General features: G+C 71.2%; 21 protein-coding genes and 1 tRNA gene. 13 read left to right on the top strand and 9 right to left on the bottom strand.

The genetic code is table 11. The features are described 5' to 3' along the window. Positions 1–4 precede the first annotated feature (4 nt). A complete protein-coding gene (gene hutU / locus ACIPSA_RS17640; RefSeq protein WP_402635225.1) occupies positions 5–1,669 on the bottom strand; it encodes a urocanate hydratase in 1,665 nt (554 codons plus the stop codon). 129 nt (positions 1,670–1,798) lie between these two features. Between hutU and ACIPSA_RS17635 the strand changes: the two genes are divergently transcribed. The 5 genes from ACIPSA_RS17635 (at position 1,799) to ACIPSA_RS17615 (ending at position 5,543) form a co-directional block, all read left to right on the top strand. Beyond that, a complete protein-coding gene (locus ACIPSA_RS17635) occupies positions 1,799–3,217 on the top strand; it encodes a diaminopimelate decarboxylase (RefSeq protein WP_402635223.1) in 1,419 nt (472 codons plus the stop codon). A 171-nt stretch (positions 3,218–3,388) separates the two neighbouring features. Then, positions 3,389–3,778: a hypothetical protein gene (locus ACIPSA_RS17630; protein ID WP_402635220.1), complete on the top strand. Its 390-nt coding sequence runs from the start codon at positions 3,389–3,391 to the stop codon at positions 3,776–3,778. After that, positions 3,775–4,596: a transcriptional regulator gene (locus ACIPSA_RS17625; RefSeq protein ID WP_402635217.1), complete on the top strand. Its 822-nt coding sequence runs from the start codon at positions 3,775–3,777 to the stop codon at positions 4,594–4,596. Before ACIPSA_RS17630 ends, ACIPSA_RS17625 begins: the two co-directional genes overlap by 4 nt. Positions 4,597–4,627: 31 nt before the next feature. Next, positions 4,628–5,140 (top strand): roadblock/LC7 domain-containing protein, encoded by a 513-nt coding sequence (locus tag ACIPSA_RS17620; protein ID WP_402635214.1) that lies wholly within the window; start codon positions 4,628–4,630, stop codon positions 5,138–5,140. Positions 5,141–5,168: 28 nt separating this feature from the next. Beyond that, positions 5,169–5,543, top strand: a complete 375-nt coding sequence (locus ACIPSA_RS17615) for a hypothetical protein (protein WP_402635211.1) — start codon at positions 5,169–5,171, stop codon at positions 5,541–5,543. 2 nt (positions 5,544–5,545) lie between these two features. On the opposite strand, the gene ACIPSA_RS17610 is transcribed toward ACIPSA_RS17615, so the two are convergent. The 3 genes from ACIPSA_RS17610 to ACIPSA_RS17600 all read right to left on the bottom strand — a co-directional run bounded on the left by ACIPSA_RS17610 (position 5,546) and on the right by ACIPSA_RS17600 (position 8,602). Further along, positions 5,546–6,148 carry a hypothetical protein gene (locus tag ACIPSA_RS17610; protein ID WP_402635208.1) on the bottom strand — a complete coding sequence of 201 codons (603 nt, stop codon included), beginning with the start codon at positions 6,146–6,148 and terminating at the stop codon, positions 5,546–5,548. A 100-nt stretch (positions 6,149–6,248) separates the two neighbouring features. Then, entirely contained in the window at positions 6,249–7,091 is an 843-nt protein-coding gene (locus tag ACIPSA_RS17605) for a MurR/RpiR family transcriptional regulator (RefSeq protein ID WP_402635205.1), read from the bottom strand. Further along, on the bottom strand, positions 7,088–8,602 hold the full coding sequence (locus ACIPSA_RS17600) for an aromatic amino acid ammonia-lyase (protein WP_402635202.1): 1,515 nt from the start codon (positions 8,600–8,602) through the stop codon (positions 7,088–7,090). The genes ACIPSA_RS17605 and ACIPSA_RS17600 overlap by 4 nt, the downstream gene beginning before the upstream one ends. Before the next feature lie 158 nt (positions 8,603–8,760). Here ACIPSA_RS17600 and ACIPSA_RS17595 point away from each other — a divergent pair, with 158 nt between their 5' ends. Continuing rightward, a complete protein-coding gene (locus ACIPSA_RS17595) occupies positions 8,761–9,447 on the top strand; it encodes a carbonic anhydrase (protein ID WP_402635199.1) in 687 nt (228 codons plus the stop codon). 76 nt (positions 9,448–9,523) lie between these two features. Then, entirely contained in the window at positions 9,524–9,946 is a 423-nt protein-coding gene (locus ACIPSA_RS17590; RefSeq protein ID WP_402635470.1) for a hypothetical protein, read from the top strand. Between the two features lie 355 nt (positions 9,947–10,301). Here the strand turns inward: ACIPSA_RS17590 and ACIPSA_RS17585 are convergent, their stop codons facing one another. Next, complete coding sequence (locus ACIPSA_RS17585; protein WP_402635196.1) at positions 10,302–11,693, bottom strand: cystathionine beta-synthase; 1,392 nt, start codon at positions 11,691–11,693, stop codon at positions 10,302–10,304. Between the two features lie 146 nt (positions 11,694–11,839). On the opposite strand from ACIPSA_RS17585, the gene ACIPSA_RS17580 reads away from it, so the two are divergent. The 3 genes from ACIPSA_RS17580 to ACIPSA_RS17570 all read left to right on the top strand — a co-directional run bounded on the left by ACIPSA_RS17580 (position 11,840) and on the right by ACIPSA_RS17570 (position 15,427). Further along, positions 11,840–12,910, top strand: coding sequence for an SGNH/GDSL hydrolase family protein (locus ACIPSA_RS17580; protein ID WP_402635193.1), 1,071 nt, complete (start codon positions 11,840–11,842; stop codon positions 12,908–12,910). 188 nt (positions 12,911–13,098) lie between these two features. After that, on the top strand, positions 13,099–14,319 hold the full coding sequence (locus ACIPSA_RS17575; RefSeq protein WP_402635191.1) for an acetyl-CoA C-acetyltransferase: 1,221 nt from the start codon (positions 13,099–13,101) through the stop codon (positions 14,317–14,319). 286 nt (positions 14,320–14,605) lie between these two features. Continuing rightward, the gene (locus tag ACIPSA_RS17570; RefSeq protein ID WP_402635188.1) at positions 14,606–15,427 is read left to right on the top strand and encodes a hypothetical protein; all 822 of its coding nucleotides are present in this window, start codon (positions 14,606–14,608) and stop codon (positions 15,425–15,427) included. Positions 15,428–15,472: 45 nt separating this feature from the next. On the opposite strand, the gene ACIPSA_RS17565 is transcribed toward ACIPSA_RS17570, so the two are convergent. Then, on the bottom strand, positions 15,473–15,784 hold the full coding sequence (locus ACIPSA_RS17565; RefSeq protein WP_402635185.1) for a hypothetical protein: 312 nt from the start codon (positions 15,782–15,784) through the stop codon (positions 15,473–15,475). Between the two features lie 101 nt (positions 15,785–15,885). On the opposite strand from ACIPSA_RS17565, the gene ACIPSA_RS17560 reads away from it, so the two are divergent. After that, entirely contained in the window at positions 15,886–16,116 is a 231-nt protein-coding gene (locus tag ACIPSA_RS17560) for a DUF4287 domain-containing protein (protein ID WP_316748890.1), read from the top strand. A gap of 109 nt (positions 16,117–16,225) precedes the next feature. Here the strand turns inward: ACIPSA_RS17560 and ACIPSA_RS17555 are convergent, their stop codons facing one another. The 3 genes from ACIPSA_RS17555 to ACIPSA_RS17545 all read right to left on the bottom strand — a co-directional run bounded on the left by ACIPSA_RS17555 (position 16,226) and on the right by ACIPSA_RS17545 (position 18,830). Next, entirely contained in the window at positions 16,226–17,107 is an 882-nt protein-coding gene (locus ACIPSA_RS17555) for a Bax inhibitor-1/YccA family protein (protein WP_402635181.1), read from the bottom strand. 195 nt (positions 17,108–17,302) lie between these two features. Continuing rightward, complete coding sequence (locus ACIPSA_RS17550; RefSeq protein ID WP_402635178.1) at positions 17,303–18,529, bottom strand: 4-hydroxybenzoate 3-monooxygenase; 1,227 nt, start codon at positions 18,527–18,529, stop codon at positions 17,303–17,305. A gap of 218 nt (positions 18,530–18,747) precedes the next feature. Further along, positions 18,748–18,830: transfer RNA gene (locus tag ACIPSA_RS17545), tRNA-Leu, on the bottom strand. 397 nt (positions 18,831–19,227) lie between these two features. Here ACIPSA_RS17545 and ACIPSA_RS17540 point away from each other — a divergent pair. Both ACIPSA_RS17540 and ACIPSA_RS17535 read left to right on the top strand, forming a co-directional pair. Further along, positions 19,228–19,998: an ABC transporter ATP-binding protein gene (locus ACIPSA_RS17540; RefSeq protein ID WP_402635176.1), complete on the top strand. Its 771-nt coding sequence runs from the start codon at positions 19,228–19,230 to the stop codon at positions 19,996–19,998. Positions 19,999–20,030: 32 nt separating this feature from the next. Beyond that, complete coding sequence (locus ACIPSA_RS17535; RefSeq protein WP_402635173.1) at positions 20,031–22,559, top strand: ABC transporter permease; 2,529 nt, start codon at positions 20,031–20,033, stop codon at positions 22,557–22,559. The last annotated feature ends 59 nt before the right edge of the window (positions 22,560–22,618 follow it).

The following is a 22,618-nucleotide window of genomic DNA, read 5'->3' as shown; positions in this document are numbered from 1 at the left end:
TGGCTCACGCCTCGTCACCCTCGCGCATGGGCACCCGCACGCCCCGCTCGGCCGCGACCGACTCCGCGATGTCGTACCCCGCGTCCACGTGCCGGATGACACCCATACCGGGGTCGTTGGTGAGGACCCGGCGGATCTTCTCACCGCCGAGCTTCGTGCCGTCGGCCACCGTCACCTGGCCGGCGTGGATGGAGCGGCCCATGCCGACGCCGCCGCCGTGGTGGATGGAGACCCAGGAGGCGCCGGAGGCCACGTTGACCATGGCGTTGAGCAGCGGCCAGTCGGCGATCGCGTCGGAACCGTCGAGCATCGCCTCGGTCTCGCGGTACGGGGAGGCGACGGAGCCGCAGTCGAGGTGGTCGCGGCCGATGGCCAGCGGGGCCGCCAGCTCGCCCGAGGCCACCATGTCGTTGAAGCGCTCGCCGGCCTTGTCGCGCTCGCCGTAGCCGAGCCAGCAGATACGGGCGGGCAGGCCCTGGAAGTGGACGCGTTCGCCGGCCATCTTGATCCAGCGGTGCAGGGACTCGTTCTCCGGGAAGAGCTCCAGGATCGCCTTGTCGGTCTTGGCGATGTCCGAGGCCTCGCCGGACAGGGCGGCCCAGCGGAAGGGGCCCTTGCCCTCGCAGAACAGCGGGCGGATGTAGGCGGGGACGAAGCCGGGGAAGGCGAACGCACGGTCGTACCCGGCGAGCTGGGCCTCGCCGCGGATGGAGTTGCCGTAGTCGAAGACCTCGGCGCCGGCGTCCATGAAGCCGACCATCGCCTCGACGTGCTTGGCCATCGACTCACGGGCGCGGGTGGTGAAGCCGGCCGGGTCCTTGGCGGCGGCGGAGGCCATGTCCTCGAACTCCACGCCCACCGGCAGGTAGGCGAGCGGGTCGTGGGCGGAGGTCTGGTCGGTGACGATGTCGATCGGGGCGCCCTCGGCGAGCATGCGCGGCAGCAGCTCGGCGGCGTTGCCGAGCAGGCCGATGGAGAGCGGACGGCGGGCGTCGCGGGCCTCGACGGCGAGCTGGAGGGCGTGCTCCACGGAGTCGGCCTTCACGTCCAGGTAGCGGTGCTCGATGCGGCGCTCGATGGCGCGCGGGTCGCAGTCGATGCAGATCGCGACGCCGTCGTTCATCGTGACCGCGAGCGGCTGGGCGCCGCCCATGCCGCCGAGGCCGGCGGTCAGGGTGATGGTGCCGGCGAGGGTGCCGTTGAACTTCTTCGCGGCGACGGCGGCGAAGGTCTCGTAGGTGCCCTGGAGGATGCCCTGGGTGCCGATGTAGATCCAGGAGCCGGCCGTCATCTGGCCGTACATGGTCAGGCCGAGGGCCTCCAGACGGCGGAACTCCTCCCAGTTGGCCCAGTCGCCGACGAGATTGGAGTTGGCGATCAGGACGCGCGGGGCCCACTCATGGGTCTGCATGACGCCGACCGGCCGGCCGGACTGGACCAGCATGGTCTCGTCCTGCTTGAGGGTGCGAAGGGTCCGCACCATCGCGTCGAAGGAGCGCCAGTCGCGGGCGGCCTTGCCGGTGCCGCCGTAGACGACGAGCTTGTCGGGGTGCTCGGCGACCTCGGGGTCGAGGTTGTTCTGCAGCATCCGCAGGGCGGCTTCCTGCTGCCATCCCAGGGCGCTCAGTTCCGTACCGCGCGGTGCTCGTACGGGGCGGGGTCCTGACATGGTCTGCCTCCTAGCGGATTGCTCCCAGTGGAGTGTTGCTCTTGTTATTCACATCCTGACTCTCTGAATAGAACTAGTCAATACATCGGCGCGGCGGCGTCGGCGTGTCGTCGGTGTTTGGCTGGACGCATGGGCGCGGACAACGACAGGACGGGGGCCTCGGTGGACAGCAGCGGCGACTACGGGGACGACGGCGAGCGGGTCGCCCGGCGCGACCAGGCGGTGCGGGCCGCGGTGGAGCGGGGGCTGGTCGGGCCCGGGGCGCCCGGCGCGCCAGTCATCGGACTGCTGGACGTCACCGGCATCCGGAAATCGGCGGCGGCGCTGCGGGCGGCGTTCGACGCGGTGGTGGCGCCGGGGACGCCCGTGCTGCACGCCTTCGCGGTGAAGGCGACCCCGCTGGTGCCGGTGCTGCGGCTGCTGCACCAGGAGGGCGTGGGCGCGGAGGTGGCCAGTCCGGGCGAGCTGGCGCTGGCGCGCACGGCCGGGATTCCACCGGCCCGCACCGTCCTCGACTCGCCCGCCAAGACCCCGGCCGAGCTGCGCGAGGCGCTGGCGCTGGGGATCGCCGTCAACGCGGACAGCCCGCAGGAGCTGGATCGCCTCGACGCCCTGATGGGGTCGGCCCCCAGCCGCTCCCCACTCGGGATCCGGGTGAATCCGCAGGTCGGCGGCGGCTCCATCGAGGCGACCTCCACGGCGACGCCGACCTCGAAGTTCGGTGTGGCGCTGCGCGACGAGGGGGCCCGGGAGTGGGTCGTACAGGCGTACGCCGACCGGCCGTGGCTGACCCGGCTGCACGCACACACCGGCTCGCAGGGCATTCCGCTGCCGCTGATGGCGCAGGGCGTGGCGGAGACGTACGCGCTCGCCGAGGAGATCAACACGCGCTTGGGGCGGCGGCAGATCGACACGCTCGACATCGGCGGCGGGCTGCCGGTGAACTTCGCCTCGGACGTGACGACACCGACGTACGCGCAGTACGCGCGACTGCTGAGCGAGGCGGTGCCGGGGCTGTTCGACGGGCGGTACGGGCTGGTGACCGAGTTCGGGCGGTCGCTGCTGGCCAAGCACGGGACCGTGGTGGCACGGGTGGAGTACACCAAGAGCGCCGGCGGGCGCCGGATCGCCGTAACGCACGCGGGCGTGCAGGTGGCGACACGGACGGTGTACGTGCCGGGGGCGTGGCCGCTCAGGATCGCCGCGTACGACGCGAAAGGGCGGCCCAAGCCGGGTCCCGAGGTGGTGCAGGACGTCGCGGGTCCGGCCTGTTTCTCGGGCGACCTGCTCGCCCAGGGGCGCGCGCTCCCGCTCCTGGAGCCCGGCGACCACGCCGCGGCGCTGGACACGGGCGCGTACTACTTCGCCCACCACTACGCCTACAACTCCCTTGTGCGGCCGGGGATTTACGGCTTCGCGCCGGACGGGTCGGGCGGCGTGGCCTTCGCGACGGTGCGCGAGCCGCAGACGCTCGACGAGATCGTGGCCGACTCGGGAGGGGCGCACGTGTCCGCCCTCACCACCCTTCGGACGACTGGAGGCCGTTGACACGCACCGGCTGCTACGACGATCAACTGGAGTGAAAAGCAGGCAAGTTGACCCACCCTAGTCCTACGGACGCATGTTCCACCGGAAAATGCCATAAGAGTCACTCCCCCCGCACACGTTGCGTAGTGTCTCCGTCACTCAGCCGGAGTCCCACGTGGGAGGGAAACCGCGGTGCCCGGAATCGACGAGTGCCTGCTCGAAGCGATGCGTCTGCCCGGTGCCCGGGGTGCGGCGCTGGTGGACTGGACAAGCGGGCTGGCCCTGGGCACCGTCGGGGAAGCCCCCGGCGGTGACCACGAGACGACCGCGGCCGAGGCCGCCGAACTGGCACGGCTGGCCGCCGAGCACGGCGCGTTCGCGGCCAGGGACCCGGACGACGAGCGGCCTCCGGTCGAGGACCTGATCGTCAGCAACCGGGACAGCTACCACCTGCTGCGGTTCGTGGTCACGTCCTTCGACAGCACCGTGTTCCTGCATCTGTGGCTGGCCCGCGAGGAGGGCAATCTCGCGCTCGCCCGCATCCGGCTCGGCGACATGGCCGATCGGCTGGTGCTGGCATGACCGTGGTCGGGACTCCTCCGCCCCTGCCCGTACGGGGCAAGGCGGGCGCACGGGAGCGGAGCCAGGGCCAGGGCCAGAGCGGCCTCTCGCCGATGCTGACCAGGCTCGCCGACGAGCGGGCCACCGGTGTCCTCGTCCGGGAGCACGGCACCCTGCACCTCACCGCGGGCCGCGTGGTGCACGCCGAGAGCCCCCTCTCCCCCGGCCTCGACGTGCTCCTCACGGCCCGCGGCGCGCTCGCCCCGGCCGACTGGAGACAGGCCACGGACCAGGCCGGCAGCCCACTCGGCGCCGTCCGTCTGCTGCTCACCGTCGGCCGCCTGGCCACGGGGGCGCTGGAGCTGTGCCACCTGGAGGCGCTGTACGACGCCGGGTACTTCGCCCTGGCTCCCAGCAGCACCCCGGGCCGTTTCCGGTACGGCGCCGCGGTCCCCCCCTCTCCCCTGCGGCCGGTGCCGGTCACCGCCCTGGAGCGGGAGACCCTCCGCCGCCGTGCCCTTCTGCACCGCATCTGGCCGGACCCGGTCACCGACAGCGCGCCGCTGATCCGGGCCGACCCGGTCGCGGCCCCACCGGTCACACCCCGACAGCGGGCGGTCCTGGAGCGGCTGGACGGCGTCCGCACCGCGTCGGACATAGCGCGGGAGCTGGGCAGGAAGGCGTTCCACACGCTGGTGGACGTACGCCGGCTGGCCGCGGCGGGACTCGTGTCGCCGGGCACGACGGCGCCCGGACCGGCGCCCCCGCTCTTTCCCCAGGTCACCGACCCCGACATCGCGCTGCTGAAGAGGCTCAGGAATGCGCTGGAGTCCCTTTGAACGGAACCGACCCGCCGAGAGGGGAGATCTGATGGCGGCCGAGCCCGACATCGTGGACGAACTACGCCGACTACGCAGCCGCGTACCCCAGCTCACCGGCGCCCTCGCGGCGGGCGTCGACGGACTCGTCGTCGCACACGACGCCCCGGGCGTCGACCCCGAGAGCCTGGCGGCGCTGACCGCGGCCGCGCTCGGCGTCGCCGTCCGGATGGCCGACACCACCGGGCAGGGCGACTTCCGGGAGCTGCTGGTGCGCGGCGCGGACGGCTACATCGCCACGTACGCGGCGGGCCGTCACGCCGTCCTGACGCTGCTCGCCCAGGACCGGGTCAACGTCGGCCGGCTGCACCTGGAGGGGCGCCGGGCCGGCGCCCGCATCGGGGAGCTGGTCGACGCAGCCGAGGCCGCCGCGGCCAAGAAGCAGGTGAAGCCGGGACCGGCGGCCAGGTCCGCCGGCCAACGCACCAGACCCACCCGCACCCCACGAACCACCGCCACCGACGGGCGCACGGCAACCGACGCGCGCACCGCGACCGACAGTTGAGAAGCATCAAAGGAAAAGAGGCAGCACGATGGCCAACGCCGAGACCGCGCTGAAGGAAGCACTCACCTCGATCGAGGGCGCGACCGGAGTCGCGCTCGTCGACTACACCAGCGGTATGGCGCTGGGCACGATGGGAGGCAGTAAGAGCTTCGACCTGAACGTGGCCGCCGCCGGCAATACGGACGTGATCCGCGCCAAAATGCGCACCATGGAGCACCTCGGCCTGAAGGGTGAGATCGAGGACGTCCTGATCACACTGTCCAGCCAGTACCACCTGATCCGGCTGCTCAAGGGCCGCGGCGGCAACGGTCTGTTCCTCTACCTGGTCCTCGACCAGTCCCGGGCCAACCTGGCGATGGCCAGGCACCAGCTGAAGCGGATCGAGGAGGAGCTCGAGGTCTGAGCTCAGACGAGCGCCGCGGTGCGGCGGCGGGCCCCGCCCGGGGCCGCGTCGCCCGCGGCGACGCCCGTACCGCGGTAGGCCCTGACCGCCTTGCCCGCGGGGCGCCCGCCGCGCTTGTCGAGCCAGTCGACGCGCAGCCACAGCAGCGTGTCCTCGGCCCGCTCGCGGCGGCCGAGCCAGGCGGCCTTCAGCCGCAGCCCCGCGCCGGTCCCGGCCAGCAGCATGCCGCCGGCCGCGGGCACGGTGAACGAGCTGCCCAGCGCGACGGCGAAGGCGAGCAGCAGCCACCAGCGGTGGCCCCGGCGCCAGTTGTGCACGGTCGCCGCGCGGTCCTGGAGCACGTCGTGCCTGCCCGCGCGGGCGGTGCTCCGGGCCAGGGCGGCGTACCGCCCGCGGCCCGAGTACGCCACGACGGCGGCGCCGACGATGAACAGTGCGGCCCCGGCCAGGACGCCGATCCGGCGCCCGGTCACCCCAGGCGGCAGGACGCCGATGCCCGCCGCGAACACCCCGCACCACCACAGCGGCGCCGCCCCGGCCCGTACGACGACGGCCACCCGGGCCAGGCTGTGTCCTCCGCGTACTCCGCGTTCTCCGCGCGCCATGCTCCGCCTCCTGGGGCCTGCTGCGAAAGTCCCGTCGGCCGGGCACGCTAACGAGCCAAGGTGAGACGAGTCTGAGAGCGGCACGGGAGGAGCGGCCGGGTCACTCCACGAACAGCCCCCGTGCCGCCGCCCGTGCGTCGAACTCCTCCAGCCGGGCCTGCGCGTCCGGCAGGTCGTCGACCATGGCTTCCAGCAGAACCCGTCCCAGCAACATGGGCGCGCACGCGGTGTCGAAGGCGAGCCCGGTGCCAACGGCGGCGGGCAGCAGCAGGTCGGAGTGCCTTGCGACCGGCGCGAACGCCGAGTCGGCGACCGAGACGACCGTCAGGCCGGACTCCTTGGCGTACGCCAGGGTGTCGACGACCTCGCGCGGATGCCGCGGCAGCGCGAAGCACAGCAGGGCCGAGGCGCCCGCGCGGACGGCCGCGTCGATGCGGTCGTGGACCATCGTGCCGCCCTGGTCGAGCAGCCGGACGTCCGGGTGGACCTTGGCGGCGAAGTACGCGAAGCCGTACGCCTGGGAGGCCGCGGCCCGCAGCCCGAGCACGGGCAGGGGTCGAGAGGCCGCCAGGATCCGGCCCGCCTTCTGCACCGGCCGCGGGTCGGCCAGCACCTCGGCCAGGTGCCGCAGATTCTCGATCTCGGCCTCGACGGCCTGCTGGTACTCGTTGTACGAGCCCGGGCCCGCGGCGGGTTCGGCGGGCACGACCTCGCGCAGGTGTCTGCGCAGGGCCGGGTAGCCGTCGAAGCCGAGGGCGACCGCGAAGCGGGTCACGGACGGCTGGCTGACCCCGGCCAGTTCGGCCAGCTCCACGCTGGACAGGAACGGCACGTCGGCGGCCCGCCGCACCATGCTGTGCGCGATGCGCCGCTGGGTCGGCGTGAGCCGGTGCCCCTCGAAGAGCGCCTGCAACCGTGTGGCCGGGCTGTCGGTCACGCTCATGACGTGCTCCCCCTCCAGATGTCCGTGAACCGGTCGAGCAGTGCGGCCGCCGACGTCACGTCGTCCGTGAGCGGCCGGTCGGCCAGGTCCTCGTCGAGCACCGACTCGGCGAGCGCCAGCGCCCGCCCGGCCGGGAGCTTCGGGCCGGGCCTCAGATCGCGCTGGCGCAGCGCCCGTACGGCGGCGACGAGTTCGCAGCCGACCACCAGACGGTACGCATCGCAGGCACGCAGCGTTTGACGGGCGGCCAGCGAGGCGAAACTGGCCTGTTCCTCGACGCCCCGGGAGAGTACAGCGTGGCCGAGCGACGCGGGGGCCGCGAAGGCCCGCAGGTCGCCGAGGGCGGCCCCGGCGGCGTACTCCAGGATCATCACGCCGGAGGACGCGGGCTCGTGGTCGGCGAGGAAGGGGCGCAGCCGGGTGTAGGCGGGCTCGTTGAGGGTGGACAGGCGGGACGTCGACAGGCGTGCGACCTGCATCAGGGCGAGCCTGAAGTGGTCCAGGGCGAGGGCGAGTTGCGCCTGGTAGAAGCCGCCGTGGTGATAGGCGGCCAGGTCCTCGGGGGAGATGAGCGGGTTCTCGGCGGCCGCGTTGATCTCGACGGTGAGCACCTGCTCCAGCGCGTCCGCCGCGTCGTGGGCGGGGCCGTGTATCTGGGGCAGGCAGCGGAAGCCGTACGGGTCCTGGATCCGGCCGAGCGGCGGGGTGGGCCGGTCGGCGGCCCCGATCAGCCGCCGCATCCGGCGGGCGACTTCGGTGCTGCCCCGGTGCGGGCGGGCGGCGTGCACGGGAGCGGCGTACGCCTCGTGCGACCCGTCGACGGCCAGGAAGGAGAGGGCGGCCACGACCTGGGTGGCCTCGATGAGCCCGCGCAGTTCGTGCAGCGCGAGCGCGGACTGGCCGAGGGTGAGGGCGTTGCTGCTGATGAAGGCCAGGGCGTCGTTGTTGTCGAGCGGCTGCGGATCGGGGGCGCCGGCTCCCCGCCACGGATGCTCCCCCGCCAGCGCCAGGCCCGCCTGCGCCAGCGCCGCGATGTCGCCGGTGCCGACCGAACCGAACTCGTTGACGACCGGATGCGCCCCGCTCTCCAGCGCCTCGCACAGCGCCGTGACGACGGTGGGCCGCAGCCCGGCACCCCCGGCCAGCAGCTGGTTGGCGCGGACGGCGAGCATCGCCCGCACCTGCCGGGCCGGCAGCTCGTCCCCTATGGCGCCGGCGTGGCTGCGCAGCAGACGCAGCCCGTGCTCGGCGGCCGCTTCGGAGGGCACGTCCACGTTCCGGTTGGCGCCGACACCGGTGGAGCGGCCGTAGACGCGTCCGGTGGCGGCGATCTGCCGGGCCGCGTCCCAGGACTCCGTCACCCGCTTCATCGCGTCGGTCCCGGGAACCGGCCGCACGACCCCGTCGGCGAGACGCACGACGTCATCGACGCCGAGACCGATCCCGTCGAGGACCACGAGTCCGGAGTGCGCGGATGCGGATGCGGATGCGTCCACCATGCCCCTCTCCATGCCCTCCCCATGCCCCTCTCTATTCACCCTCCAAGAACTCTGCATGATGTTATGCAGCGGAGCAAGGGACACCAAGAGTCGTTAAACAGCCACGCAACGTGACCTGCCGGGTGCTTACGGTGATCGTGCGCTATTGGCACGACACCTGAGGAGGCGTCATGGCCTCTACCGACCGCAGGACCTTCCTGACGGCCGCCGCCGGCGCGCTGGCCGCCGCCCCGTCACCGACGGCCACCGCCCCCCGACCCCGCCCGGCCACCGCCCCCCGACCACGCCCCGTCACCGCCCGCGCCGCGCTCGACCAGCTGCTCACCGGCAACCGGCGCTATGCCTCCGGCCGCCCCCTGCACCCGCACCAGGCACGCGGGCTGCGCGAGGCGCTGGCGGCCGGGCAGCACCCCTTCGCCGTGATCGTCGGCTGCATCGACTCGCGCGTACCGCCGGAGCTGGTCTTCGACCAGGGGCTGGGGGACCTGCTGTGCACCAGGACGGCCGGCGAGGTCCTGGACGAGGCGGTGCTCGGGTCCATCCAGTACGGCGTCGAGGAACTGGGCATTCCGCTGGTGCTGGTGCTCGGGCACGAGCGGTGCGGGGCGGTCACCGCCACCCTGGACCATCTGCGCTCCGGGGAGCCCGTGCCGGGCCACCTGGAACTGCTGGTGAGCGAGATCGCACCCGCCGCGCTGCGGACCCGGGCGGTCCCCGGCGACTGGGCCGAACTCACCATGCGTGCCCACACAGCCTGGGTCCGGGACGCGATCCGCGCGGACCCCGCGTTCACATCGGCGCACATCACCGCGGCACGCTTCGACCTCGACACCGGACTCGTCTCCCTGCTGCCCTGACAGCCCCAGGCCGACTGGGGGGCTATCCCCAGTGCGGCGAGGTCCCCGGCTCCCTAACGTGGCCCGTATGACGGGAATGGAAGCGCAGGACGCCGACCTGAAGAAGGAACTCGACGCCACTCTGCAGGCCCGCAGGGAACTGGGCGAGGAGTACGAGCCGGCGCTGGTCGACTCCTTCCTGGAGAAGGTCGACCAGCGGATCGACGCCGCGGTCGAGCGCCGGCTGCGCAGGCAGTTCGCCGAGCAGCAGATGCAGGTCGCCCGCGGTGCCCGGTCCCCGAGGGGAACCGACTCCTGGGGTGAGCGGTTCGGCTTCGCCATCGTCTCGCTGGTGCTGGCGATCCCGCTGTCCGCGATCGGTGGCGGGATCGCGCACCTGCCCGGTCTCGTGGCCGCCTGGGTCGGGATCGTCGGCGTCAACGCGGTCCAGGCCGTTCGCCTCAACCCCGAGCTCTTCGCCGCGCGGCGGCACCGGCCGGACCGGTCCACCGAGTTGTAACGAGGAGAAGTCGAGCCGTAACGGGGAAAGGTAATGCGCGGGGACCGCCGCACCCCCGTTGCCGGGGGGCGGGACGACGGCGGTCCCCGCGAGGGACGCGTGCCGGGTCAGGGCCGGGCTTGCGCGTCCGTGGCGTCCATGGAGGTCCGGGAGCCGCTCCGGAGGTCCTTGGCGCCGTTCGGCGCCGGCCTGGGCGGGGAGCCGCTCCCGCCCTGCCGACACCCACTAATGTGCCGGACCCGTGTTAAGCGGGTGCTGCGCGCACGTGACACGCTCGTACCACTTCCGCGAAGTCCACGACGTGGACGGGGCACGGCAAGTCCGGTGCCGACACGGGCGGTTCACCGGACGTTCGCTACTGCTTTCCGCCCTTGGCGAGGAAGGCCAGCAGGTCCTGCCGGCTGACCACACCGGTCGGCTTGCCCTCGACGAGGACGATCGCCGCGTCCGCCGTACCGAGCACGGACATCAGGTCGCCGACCGGCTCGCCGGAGCCGACCTGCGGCAGCGGGGCGCCCATGTGCTTCTCCAGCGGGTCGTCGAGCGAGGCCCGCTTGTTGAACAGGGCGTCGAGCAGTTCCCGCTCCACGACCGACCCGACGACCTCGGCGGCCATCACGTCCGGGTGACCGGCGCCCGGCTTCACGACCGGCATCTGCGAGACGCCGTACTCGCGCAGCACCTCGATGGCCTGGCCGACCGTCTCCTCCGGGTGCATGTGGACGAGGGACGGGATGGAGCCGCCCGCCTTGTCGCTCAGCACGTCGGCGACGCGGGCGCTGGGGCCCTCGTCCTCCAGGAAGCCGTAGTCGGCCATCCACTCGTCGTTGAAGATCTTGCTGAGGTAGCCGCGCCCGCTGTCCGGGAGGAGGACGACCACCACGTCGTCCGGGCCCAGCCGCTCGGCGACACGCAGCGCGGCGACGACGGCCATGCCGCAGGAGCCGCCGACCAGGAGGCCCTCCTCCTTGGCGAGCCGGCGCGTCATCTGGAAGGAGTCCTTGTCGGACACGGCGACGATCTCGTCCGCGACGGTCCGGTCGTACGCGGTGGGCCAGAAGTCCTCACCGACGCCCTCGACCAGGTACGGCCGCCCCGAGCCGCCGGAGTAGACGGACCCCTCCGGGTCGGCGCCGACGACCTGGACCTTGCCGTCGCTGGCGTCCTTCAGGTACCGGCCGGTGCCGGAGATGGTGCCGCCGGTGCCGACGCCCGCCACGAAGTGGGTGATCTTCCCCTCCGTCTGCTCCCAGAGCTCGGGGCCGGTCGAGTGATAGTGCGAAAGGGGGTTGTTGGGGTTGGAGTACTGGTCGGGCTTCCAGGCGCCGGGCGTCTCGCGCACCAGCCGGTCCGACACGTTGTAGTACGAGTCCGGGTGCTCGGGGTCGACGGCGGTCGGGCAGACGACGACCTCGGCCCCGTAGGCCCGCAGCACGTTGATCTTGTCGGTGCTCACCTTGTCGGGGCACACGAAGATGCACTTGTAGCCCTTCTGCTGGGCCACGATGGCAAGGCCGACACCGGTGTTTCCGCTGGTGGGCTCCACGATCGTGCCACCCGGCTTGAGCTCCCCGCTCTGCTCGGCGGCCTCGATCATGCGCAGGGCGATGCGGTCCTTCACGGAACCGCCCGGGTTGAAGTACTCCACCTTGGCCAGGACGGTCGCCTGGATGCCCTGGGTCACGCTGTTGAGCTTCACCAGCGGGGTGTTGCCGACGAGGCTGATCATCGAGTCGTGGAATCGCACCGTTGTCTCCGGTCGCTGCAAAAAATGGTCGTGATTGTTCCGCCAGCCTACGGCCCGAGATGTGCGTTCACTCCCTGTTGAGATTGGCCGACGGTCGGTACGGGGCAATGAGTGGATGTACGGCAACGAGGAGGTGGCGGCGACGCATGACGAGCATGTCGAGGGCGAGGGTGGCCCGGCGGATCGCGGCCGGTGCGGCGTACGGCGGCGGCGGGGCCGGGCTGGTCGGCGCGGCGGCCGTCGGTCTGGTGCTGGCCGAGGTGCGGATGGCCAGGAGCCGGGTGGGCAACGGCACGGACCGGCACGTCCCCGTGGCGGACGGCCTGTACGGCAATGCCTATGACGCCCCGGGCGAACCGCCCCTCCGTCTGACCATTCTGGGCGACTCCACGGCGGCGGGCCAGGGCGTGCACCGGGCCGGCCAGACGCCGGGCGCGCTGCTGGCGTCGGGACTGGCGGCGGTGGCGGAGCGCCCCGTGCAGCTCCACAACGTCGCCCTGCCTGGAGCCCAGTCGGACGACCTGGACCGGCAGGTGGCCCTGGTCCTGTCCGCTCCTTTTCCCGTCCCGGACATCTGCGTGATCATGATCGGCGCGAACGACGTGACGCACCGGATGCCGCCGACGCGCTCCGTCCGCCATCTGTCGGCGGCGGTACGTCGGCTGCGCACGGCCGGTGCCGAGGTCGTCGTCGGCACCTGTCCCGACCTGGGCACGATCGAGCCGGTCCAGCAGCCGTTGCGCTGGCTGGCCCGCCGGGCCTCGCGGCAGCTCGCGGCGGCCCAGACGATCGGCGCGGTGGAGCAGGGGGGCCGCACGGTGTCCCTCGGCGACCTGCTGGGCCCCGAGTTCGCGGCGAACCCGCGCGAGCTCTTCGGCCCGGACAACTACCACCCCTCCGCGGAGGGCTACGCCACGGCGGCGATGGCGGTCCTGCCGACCGTCTGTGCGGCCCTGGGCCTGTGGCCGGCGGAGGAGGAGCGGCCGGACGTGTCGCGGCGGGAGGGCTTCCTGCCGGTGGCGAGGGCCGCCGCGGAGGCCGCGTCCGAGGCGGGCACGGAGGTCACGGCGGCGATGCCGACCGGGTCGCGCGGGCCGTGGGCACTGCTCAAGCGCCGCAGGCGCCGCCAGGTGCCCGAGGCGACGCCCGCCCCGGCGGAACCCTCCGCGTCGGAACCGGCCTCCCAGCCGACCGAGTCGGGGGGCGGGTGGGTATAGGCGGAGTGTGAGCGCTGTGAGCTCTGTGAGCGCTCCGAGGTGAGCGCCAAGCAAGCGCTTAGACAATTGCGGTCAGGGTCACACCGCCACACGCGTGACCCGGGCCATACGTACGGGTAACTTCCCAACCAGCCCCGCCAACCCCCGTATGAGGCGCTGCGCGCCGCCCCCTTTTGACTGGAGCCGTGATGCCCGAAGCCGTCATCGTCTCGACCGCCCGCTCGCCGATCGGCCGCGCTTTCAAGGGCTCCCTCAAGGACCTGCGCCCGGACGACCTCACCGCCACGATCATCCAGGCCGCCCTCGCGAAGGTCCCCGAGCTGGACCCGCGGGACATCGAGGACCTGATGCTCGGTTGCGGCCTTCCCGGCGGCGAGCAGGGCAACAACCTCGGCCGCGTAGTCGCCGTACAGATGGGCATGGACCACCTGCCGGGCTGCACGATCACCCGGTACTGTTCCTCGTCCCTGCAGACCTCCCGCATGGCCCTGCACGCCATCAAGGCCGGCGAGGGCGACGTCTTCATCTCGGCCGGTGTCGAGACGGTCTCGCGGTTCGTGAAGGGCAACTCCGACAGCCTGCCGGACACGCGCAACCCGTTCTTCGCCGAGGCCGAGGCCCGTACCGCCGCGGTCGCCGAGCAGGAGGGCACGACCTGGCACGACCCACGCGAGGACGGCCTCGCCCCCGACGCCTACATCGCCATGGGCCAGACCGCGGAGAACCTCGCCCGTCTGAAGGGCGTCACCCGCCAGGACATGGACGAGTTCGCCGTCCGCTCGCAGAACCTCGCCGAAGAGGCCATCAAGAACGGCTTCTGGGAGCGCGAGATCACCCCGGTGACCCTCCCCGACGGCACGGTCGTCAGCAAGGACGACGGCCCGCGCGCCGGCGTCACCCTGGAGGGCGTGGCAGGCCTCAAGCCGGCCTTCCGTCCGGACGGCCTGGTCACCGCGGGCAACTGCTGCCCGCTGAACGACGGCGCGGCCGCGCTCGTCATCATGTCGGACACCAAGGCGCGCGAGCTCGGCCTGACCCCGCTCGCCCGCATCGTGTCGACCGGTGTCTCCGGCCTGTCCCCCGAGATCATGGGCCTCGGCCCGGTCGAGGCCTCCCAGCAGGCTCTGCGCCGCGCCGGGCTGACCATCGACGACATCGACCTGGTCGAGATCAACGAGGCCTTCGCCGCCCAGGTGATCCCCTCCTACCGGGACCTCGGCATCGACATCGACAAGCTGAACGTCAACGGCGGCGCCATCGCCGTCGGCCACCCCTTCGGCATGACCGGCGCCCGGATCACCGGCACACTCATCAACTCCCTCCAGTTCCACGACAAGCAGTTCGGTCTGGAGACGATGTGCGTCGGCGGCGGCCAGGGCATGGCGATGGTCATCGAGCGCCTGAGCTGATCCCCGCAAGGGTCCCGCACCGTGACCGGGGCGGGACCCAACGTGACCCTTTCGACCCGGCGTTCGACGAATCTCGAACACCGGGTCGATTTGTGATCCAATCTCCCCCAGGATGTGACCTATCTCCCTCCGGGGAGGTATACACGCAGGTCAGAGTGGTTGCACAGGTGGACCTCAGGACCGAGCTCCTGTCCGTTTCGTGATGTTACGCACTGACAGCTGGTTAGTCCGCCCTTCAAGCTGATGTAGGAAGTCGGGGGTCGACTTTGAACCAGGGAGTACGTCAGTGAGCGCCATGCCCATCGCCCTGCTGCTCACCACGGCAGCCACCGGCGCCGTGGGCGTCGCCGTCCTGCGCAGCGTGCTGGTACTGCGCCGCCAGGTCGCGGCCCTGCACGCCCAGCTCGCCGAGAACCAGGCGGCCGCGATGCGCGCCCTGCTGCCCGCGGCCCGCACCACCGCCGACGCCGAGGACATACGCGCAGCCGTCGCCGCGGCGCTCGCCGAGGAGCGCGAGCGGGAACTCGCCGAGGCGCGCGCGTTCTGGGCCGCCCAGGAGTCCCGTGACGCCTCCGACACGCCCTCGCTGCTCGGCCTGGCCGAGGGCGAGATGTTCCTGCCCCGCCAGACCGACTTCGTGGGCATGGAGTCGCTGGAGCCGGTGACCGAGCCGAGCGCGGACGCCGACGAGTTCTCCCCCAAGGACTTCGTCCAGGGAGGTACCCCCACGGAGTCCCCCGAGCTGGCCGCGGCCCGCCGGCGCCACCCCTCGCACCCCGACTTCGTACCGGCGCAGTCGCCCGTCGTGAACGACCACGAGCGCACGGCCGGCACCCTGGAGGAGCTGGCCGAGTCCCGTGTCGAACTCACCGACGTCCGCCCGGGCCCGCTGGGCACCCTCGACGTCTACGTCTTCGCCGACGGCACGACCCTGTGCATGACCCCGGGCCACCGTGAGACCGCGGAACGCCTCGCGGCCGCGCTGCGCGCGGGCGAGGCCCCGTATCTCCTCGGCGGCTCGGGAATCTCGGGCGCGTACACGCTGACGTTCGCGTGCGGCGCGGAGAACGTGTACATCCTGGCGGACCGGGTCATCGCGTCCCTGTAGCCCAACACCCAGCAGCACACCAGCCACTCACGCGTCGGCGGTCCCTCAGACCCCGGCGCGTTTCTGTGCCTCCTCCACCAGCCTCACCGCCTCTTCGACCTCGGCGTCGGTTTTCAGCACAACCGCCAAGTCGTGTACGGCCACGGTGATCTGGTCGGCGACCGCGAACATGCCCGCGTCCGGCATCTCCCGAGGCTCCCCCGAGGGATCCTCGATCCGCTGGGCGCGCAGCGCCAACTCCCTGGCCAGCGCGAGCGCCTCCGCGGCGGCGCTGCGCTGGAGGCGGCTCTGGGGCGCGGCCCTCAGCCGGTCGGCGAAGTGATCCACAGCTCGGGTCAGAGGTGTCGTGTCAACCACGCCGCGAGACTACGCGTCGCACCTGGACTGTTGCCAATACGCCAACGCTCAGGCACGGTGACGTGAAGGACCGGCTTCATCGAATGCGTCCGGAGGCGCCGATGTCCCAAGTCTTCTCCGAGGAGACCCATCGCAATCTGCTCGCCCGCATCCCCCATTGCACAGGCCGTGAAGTCTCCGACTGGCTTCGCGCCGTCGAAGAAGGCCCCGCTCTCTTCCGCTTCGAGGAGAAGGTCAGCTGGCTCCGCCACGAGCACAATCTCGCGTACGGCCACGCCAAGGCGATCGTTCATGAATATGACCTGAGGAGGGCCGCGCGCAAGCTGCTCTAGGACAGCCCTGGACGCGCACCGCGCACACGACGAAGGGCCCCGGGGGAACCCGGGGCCCTTCGCGTCAGCTCCGACAGATGGACCCGCCGACAGGCGAGCCGGTCGTGAGCTAGTCGTTACTGCTGAAGATCGCCACCAGTCGCAGCATCTCCACGTAGATCCACACGAGGGTCATGGTCAGGCCGAACGCGGCCAGCCAGGCCTCCTCGCGCGGGGCGCCGTACGCGATGCCGTCCTCGATCTGCTTGAAGTCGAGGGTCAGGAAGAACGCGCCGAGCAGGATCGCGATGATGCCCACGAGCACACCCAGCGGACCGAAGCTGCGCAGACCGCCGTCCTCGGCGACGCCGAACGCGACCAGCAGCAGGTTGACCGCCATGACCACCACGAAGGCGATGGCGATGGCCATGCCGATCCGGGCGTAGCGGGCGGTGACGCGGATCCAGCCGGCCTTGTAGACCAGCAGGGTCGCGCCCGAGACCGCCATGGTGCCGAGCACCGCCTGGAACGGGGCACCGCTCCACCGGCTGTTGTACATCTCGCTGATGACGCCGAGGAAGACGCCCTCGAAGGCGGCGTATCCCAGGATCAGCGCGGGCGAGGGGGTGCGCTTGAAGCTCTGCACGAGCGCCAGGACCATCGCGATGATGGCGGAACCGAACGCCAGGCCGTAGCTGGTGGTCGACACCGGCAGCAGCGCCCACGCGAGGACGGCGCCGACGGCGACAGTGCCGAGCGTCATGGCCGAGCGCATGACGACGTCGTCCATCGTCATCCGGCCGGTGGTGACCGGGGCCTGCGGCGGGGCGCCGTACTGCTGGTCCTGCTGGGCGTAAGGGTTCTGCGCGTACGGGTTCTGCGCGTAGGGGTTGCCGCTCTGGGCGTACGGGTTGCCCTGTGCGTACCCGGCCTGCGGCGCGGTGTTGAAGCCCGCGTAGCCGTTGTCACGGCTGAACCCCCGTCGCGAGAAGACCGGGTTACTGCTCCTCATTTCACTCCTCCATGACCACTCTGCGCGGCCTTGGCCTCAAGAGTAATAGATTGGCAAAGGATCGACCCTCGTTCTTGGGGAGGATCTTTCCCCTGCCGTGCTGCCCAACACGCTACGCGGAGGCCTGATTCCCGGCCATGGAGGGCTCCATTCCATGACCAACCTGCTACCTGCCCGGAACCGGCCGGAAACCAGTCACTCGAACGGGAAGCCGGTGTACGCCTCCGCCAGGTCGGTCTCGGCCGCGCGGGAGGCGGCGATCCGCTCAAGACGGGCCAGCCGGAGCCGGTCGTCGAAGGGGGTGGCGTCGGGGGCGCGGTGCAGCAGGGCCGTCATGTCGTACGAGAACCGCTCGGCCTGCCAGACACGGCGCAGGCAGGTCGCGGAGTAGGCGTCCAGGAGCTCCGGCGACCCGGTCTCCTTCTCGTGCGCCAGCGCCCGTGCGAGGGTGACGACGTCCCCGACGGCCAGGTTGAGCCCCTTGGCGCCGGTCGGCGGCACGATGTGGGCGGCGTCCCCGGCGAGGAAGAGGCGGCCGTACCGCATGGGCTCGTGGACGTACGAGCGCATCGGAGTGACCGACTTCTGGGTGATCGGCCCGCGCTCCAGCCGCCACCCGTCGGCGGTCTCGAAGCGCCGCTCCAGCTCGTCCCAGATGTCCTCGTCGCTCCACTCCTCGGCCCGCGTGTCCGCGGGCACTTGGAGGTAGAGGCGGGAGACGAAGGATTCAACAGGGAGCGAAGCGACTTCCTCGGAAGGGTGGTGGCGGGTGACGGGCGGGCGCATGGACAGCAGGGCGAAACCGCGGTCGTGGCGGGCGTAGACGAGCTCGTCGTGGGAGGGGGCGACGTCGGCGAGTATGCCGAGCCAGGCGTAGGGGTACGTCCGCTCGAACACCCGGGAGAGGGACACGGGTACGGCCTTCCGGCCCACTCCCCAGAACCCGTCGCAGCCGACGACGTAGTCGCACTCCAGGACGTCCTCGCGGCCCTCGTGCCGGAACCGCACCCGCGGACGGTCGCCGTCGGCCCCCTCCACGGCCAGCGCCTCCGCCTCGAACAGCAGTGGGCCGCCCTCCTTCGACTGGAGGGCGATGAGGTCCTTGCAGACCTCGGTCTGGGCGTAGACCATCACCGACCGGCCGCCGGTGAGGGCGGGGAAGTCGACGCGATGACGCCTCTTCGCGAACCTCAGCTCGATCCCGTCGTGCCGCAGCCCCTCCCGGTCCATCCGCTCCCCGGCGCCGGCAGCCCGCAGCACGTCCACGGTCCCCTGCTCCAGGATCCCGGCCCGCTGCCGCTGCTCGACATAGGCGCGGTCGCGGCTCTCCAGGACGACCGAGTCGATCCCCGCGGTGTGCAGCAGCCGCGCGAGGAGAAGACCGGCGGGGCCGGCTCCGATGATGCCGACAGTGGTGCGCACCGGCCGCTCCCTTCAGACTGTTCACACCTGTTCGCATAGTGAAGTTTCCTTCACGAATCTCCGCGCATGAGTCTCCGACCGCCTCCGCCCCGTGTCAACGGTCGGGACCATGAAGATCAAGGGGTACTACTGACACCCGAGTCAGGAGCGGCGCTCGCCATCTGGTGGCTACAGCTGGGGAACAGCGATCCCGTGGCGCCGTGGACAGGCGCGGGAAGTGCCCGGAACCGGACTTGAACCGGTACGCCCGCGAGGGGCAGCGAGGTTTAAGCTCGCCGTGTCTGCATTCCACCATCCGGGCAGGCCATGGGCTCCGCTTCGAGGTTCCGAGCCTATCGGGATACGTCCCCCGAACAGCGGACGGGCGGACCGATGTTGTCTTATTTTATTGACGTCTGAGGGAGCATCAGCCCCCGGTACGCGCCATCCGCACTTGCCAATAGCGTTACGCGCGGTGGGTACGCGCGTACGCGGAATGACGGAATTTCACCGTCCGAACAAGGGGGCTCCACCTGTTCTCGACGTCTTCCCCGCTCCTCCTCGGGGTTCGCCGTCATCCCCAGGTATGACACGACGGGCTCCGGTCCGACCGGAGTCTGCCCCGGGAACCGGAACAGCGGGTGACTACACGGCGGTGGGCGGCCGGGACGATGGATCAGTACCGCCGAACGCCGTCGTCCCGACAGGAGCGCCCTTCCGTGACCACCACACCCATCGCCGACCGGACCACCACAGTGGCCGCGCGCGCCACGGATCTGTCGAAGATCTACGGACAGGGCGAGACCCAGGTGGTCGCCCTCGACCGGGTCTCCGTCGAGTTCCGGCAGGCCGAGTTCACCGCCATCATGGGGCCGTCCGGATCCGGCAAGTCCACGCTGATGCACTGTGTGGCCGGTCTGGACACGTTCTCCTCCGGGTCCGTGCGCATCGGCGACACCGAGCTGGGCTCCCTGAAGGACAAGCAGCTGACCAAGCTGCGCCGGGACAAGATCGGGTTCATCTTCCAGGCGTTCAACCTGCTGCCCACGTTGACGGCCCTGGAGAACATCACCCTGCCGATGGACATCGCGGGCCGTAAACCCGACCAGCAGTGGCTCGACCAGGTGATCCGGATGGTCGGTCTGGCGGACCGGCTCGGCCACCGCCCGTCCCAGCTGTCCGGCGGCCAGCAGCAGCGCGTCGCCGTCGCCCGTGCCCTCGCCTCCCGGCCCGACATCATCTTCGGCGACGAACCGACCGGAAACCTCGACTCGCGCTCCGGCGCCGAAGTGCTCGGCTTCCTGCGCAACTCCGTTCGGGAGATGGGCCAGACGGTGGTGATGGTGACACACGACCCGGTGGCCGCGGCCTACGCGGACCGGGTGGTGTTCCTCGCGGACGGCCGGATCGTCGACGAGATGCACGCGCCCACGGCGGAATCGGTGCTGGACCGCATGAAGCGGTTCGACGCCAAGGGCCGCACCAGCTGACCGCCGACCACACCACGGACCGAAGAGAACCCATGTTCCGAACCGCCTTGCGCAACGTACTCGCGCACAAGGCCCGGCTCCTCATGACCGTGCTCGCCGTAATGCTCGGCGTCGCGTTCGTGTCGGGGACGCTGGTCTTCACCAACACCGTCTCGGACGCCTACCAGAAGAGCTCCGCCAAGGGCTTCGACCAGGTCGACGTCGCCGTACAGCCCAAGTACCAGGACTCCAGGGGCAACAAGGTCGGCAAGACCCCCGAGCTGACCCAGGCACTGCTCGACCGGGCGGCGAAGACCCCGGGCGCCGCCTCGGCGACCGGGGTCGTCAGCGGCTTCACCGCGATCGCCGGCAAGGACGGCAAGCTGCTCGGCAACGGCTGGCAGTCCGCGGGCGGGAACTACTGGGGCACCAAGGACGCCCGCTACCCGCTGGTCAGCGGTCACGCCCCGCGCGGCAAGGGCGAGGTGCTGATCGACTCCAAGACCGCCGGGCGCGCCGGCTACAAGGTCGGCGACACCGTGCGCATCTCCGTCGACGGCCCGGTCCTCACCCCGCGTATCAGCGGCATCTTCACCACCGACGACGGCAACGTGGCCGCGGGCGGCAGCCTCGCCCTGTTCGACACGCCGACCGCGCAGAGCCTGTTCGGCAAGAAGGGCACGTACGACGAGATCGACGTGAAGGCGGCGACGGGAACCAGTCAGAGCGCGCTCAAGGCCGGGCTGGACAAGGCGCTGCCCTCGCGCCTGGTGGAGACCACCACCGGCAAGAAGCTGGCCGACGACCAGGCCGAGATGATCTCCTCCTCGATGAGCGGTCTGAAGCAGGGTCTGCTGGTGTTCGCCGGCATCGCGCTGTTCGTCGGCACGTTCATCATCGCCAACACCTTCACCATGCTGGTCGCCCAGCGCACCAGGGAACTGGCCCTGCTGCGGGCGGTCGGCGCCTCCCGCCGACAGGTCACCCGCTCAGTGCTGATCGAGGCGCTCGTGGTGGGCGCGGTCGCCGGTGCGACCGGTCTGGTCGCCGGCATCGGCATCGGCGCGGGGCTGCGGAGCCTGCTGAGCTCCCTCGGCGCGAGCATGCCGGACGGGCCGCTGGTGATCACGCCGGGCACCGTGGTGGCTGCGCTCACGGTCGGCATCGTGATCACCGTGCTGGCCGCCTGGCTGCCGGGCCGCCGGGCGGCGAAGATCCCGCCGGTGGCGGCGATGAGCAGCCTGCACGCCAAGGCGACCACCAAGTCGCTGGTGCTGCGCAACACGCTCGGTGCGCTGTTCTCGGCGGCCGGCGTCGCGGTGGTGCTCGCGGCCACGTCGATGGACGCCGACGCCGCCCAGGGCCCGATGGGTATCGGCGCGGTCCTGCTCATCATCGGCGTGTTCATCCTGACCCCGCTGCTGTCCCGCCCGCTGATCGCGGCCGCGGCCCCGGTGCTGCGCGTGTTCGGTGTCTCGGGCAAGCTGGCCCGCCAGAACTCGGTGCGCAACCCGCGCCGTACGGCGGCCACGGCGTCCGCGCTGATGATCGGCCTGACGCTGATCACCGGCATGACGGTGATGGCGGGCAGCCTGCAGACGTCGATCGACAAGATGGCCAGCTCGGCCATCCGCGCGGACTACGTCGTCTCGATGGCCAATCGCGGCCCGCTCTCCCCGGACGTGGCGAAGAAGATCGCCACCGCGGACGGCGTCACCGCCAGCAGCCCGCTGCGCAACGGCGAATCCCGCGTCGACGGCGGGACCGAGTTCCTGACCGGCGTGAACGGCTCCGCCATCGCCCGGCTGATGGACCTGAAGGTGGACGACGGCACCTTCGAGGTGGGCGGCACCCAGGTCGTAGTGGACAAGGACAAGGCCAAGGAACACGGCTGGAAGGCGGGTTCCGGCTTCACCGTGCACTACGAGGACGGCAAGGCGCAGAAGCTGACCGTCGCCGGGATCTACGAGGGCAACGACATGCTCAACGGGATCATCCTCGACAACAAGGTCCTCACCCCCCACCTGAGCGACCCGGCCGACATGCAGGTCTGGGTCAAGACGGCGGACGGCGCTTCCGACACGGCCAAGGACAGGCTGGAGAAGGTCCTCGGCGTCAACCCGGCGATCAAGGTCCAGGACAAGCAGGACATCTCCAACGACATCGCGAAGATGTTCACGCTGATGCTGAACATGGTCTACGGCCTGCTCGGCATGGCGGTGATCGTCGCGGTCCTCGGGGTCATCAACACCCTGGCGATGTCGGTCTTCGAGCGCTCCCAGGAGATCGGCATGCTCCGCGCGATCGGCCTGGACCGCAGGTCCGTCAAGCGGATGGTCCGCCTGGAGTCCCTGGTGATCTCCCTGTTCGGCGGCGTGCTGGGCATCGGCCTGGGCGTGTTCTTCGGCTGGGCGGCCGGTGAGCTGCTCGGCACGAAGATGGCGACCTACGAACTGGTCCTGCCCTGGGCCCGGATAGCCGTCTTCCTGCTGCTGGCCGGCACGGTCGGCGTCCTGGCCGCGCTGTGGCCGGCCCGGCGGGCGGCCCGGCTGAACATGCTGGCCGCCATCAAGTCGGAGTAGCCGTACGGACGTCGAGGCCCCGTTCCCCTCCGGACACGCCGGGGAACGGGGCCTCGCGC

Origin of the sequence: Streptomyces sp. NPDC086549, from assembly GCF_044746205.1 — a bacterium.
Taxonomy (GTDB): domain Bacteria; phylum Actinomycetota; class Actinomycetes; order Streptomycetales; family Streptomycetaceae; genus Streptomyces.
Note: the sequence above shows the minus strand (reverse complement) of the source record. Positions and strands in the feature narration are given on the sequence as shown.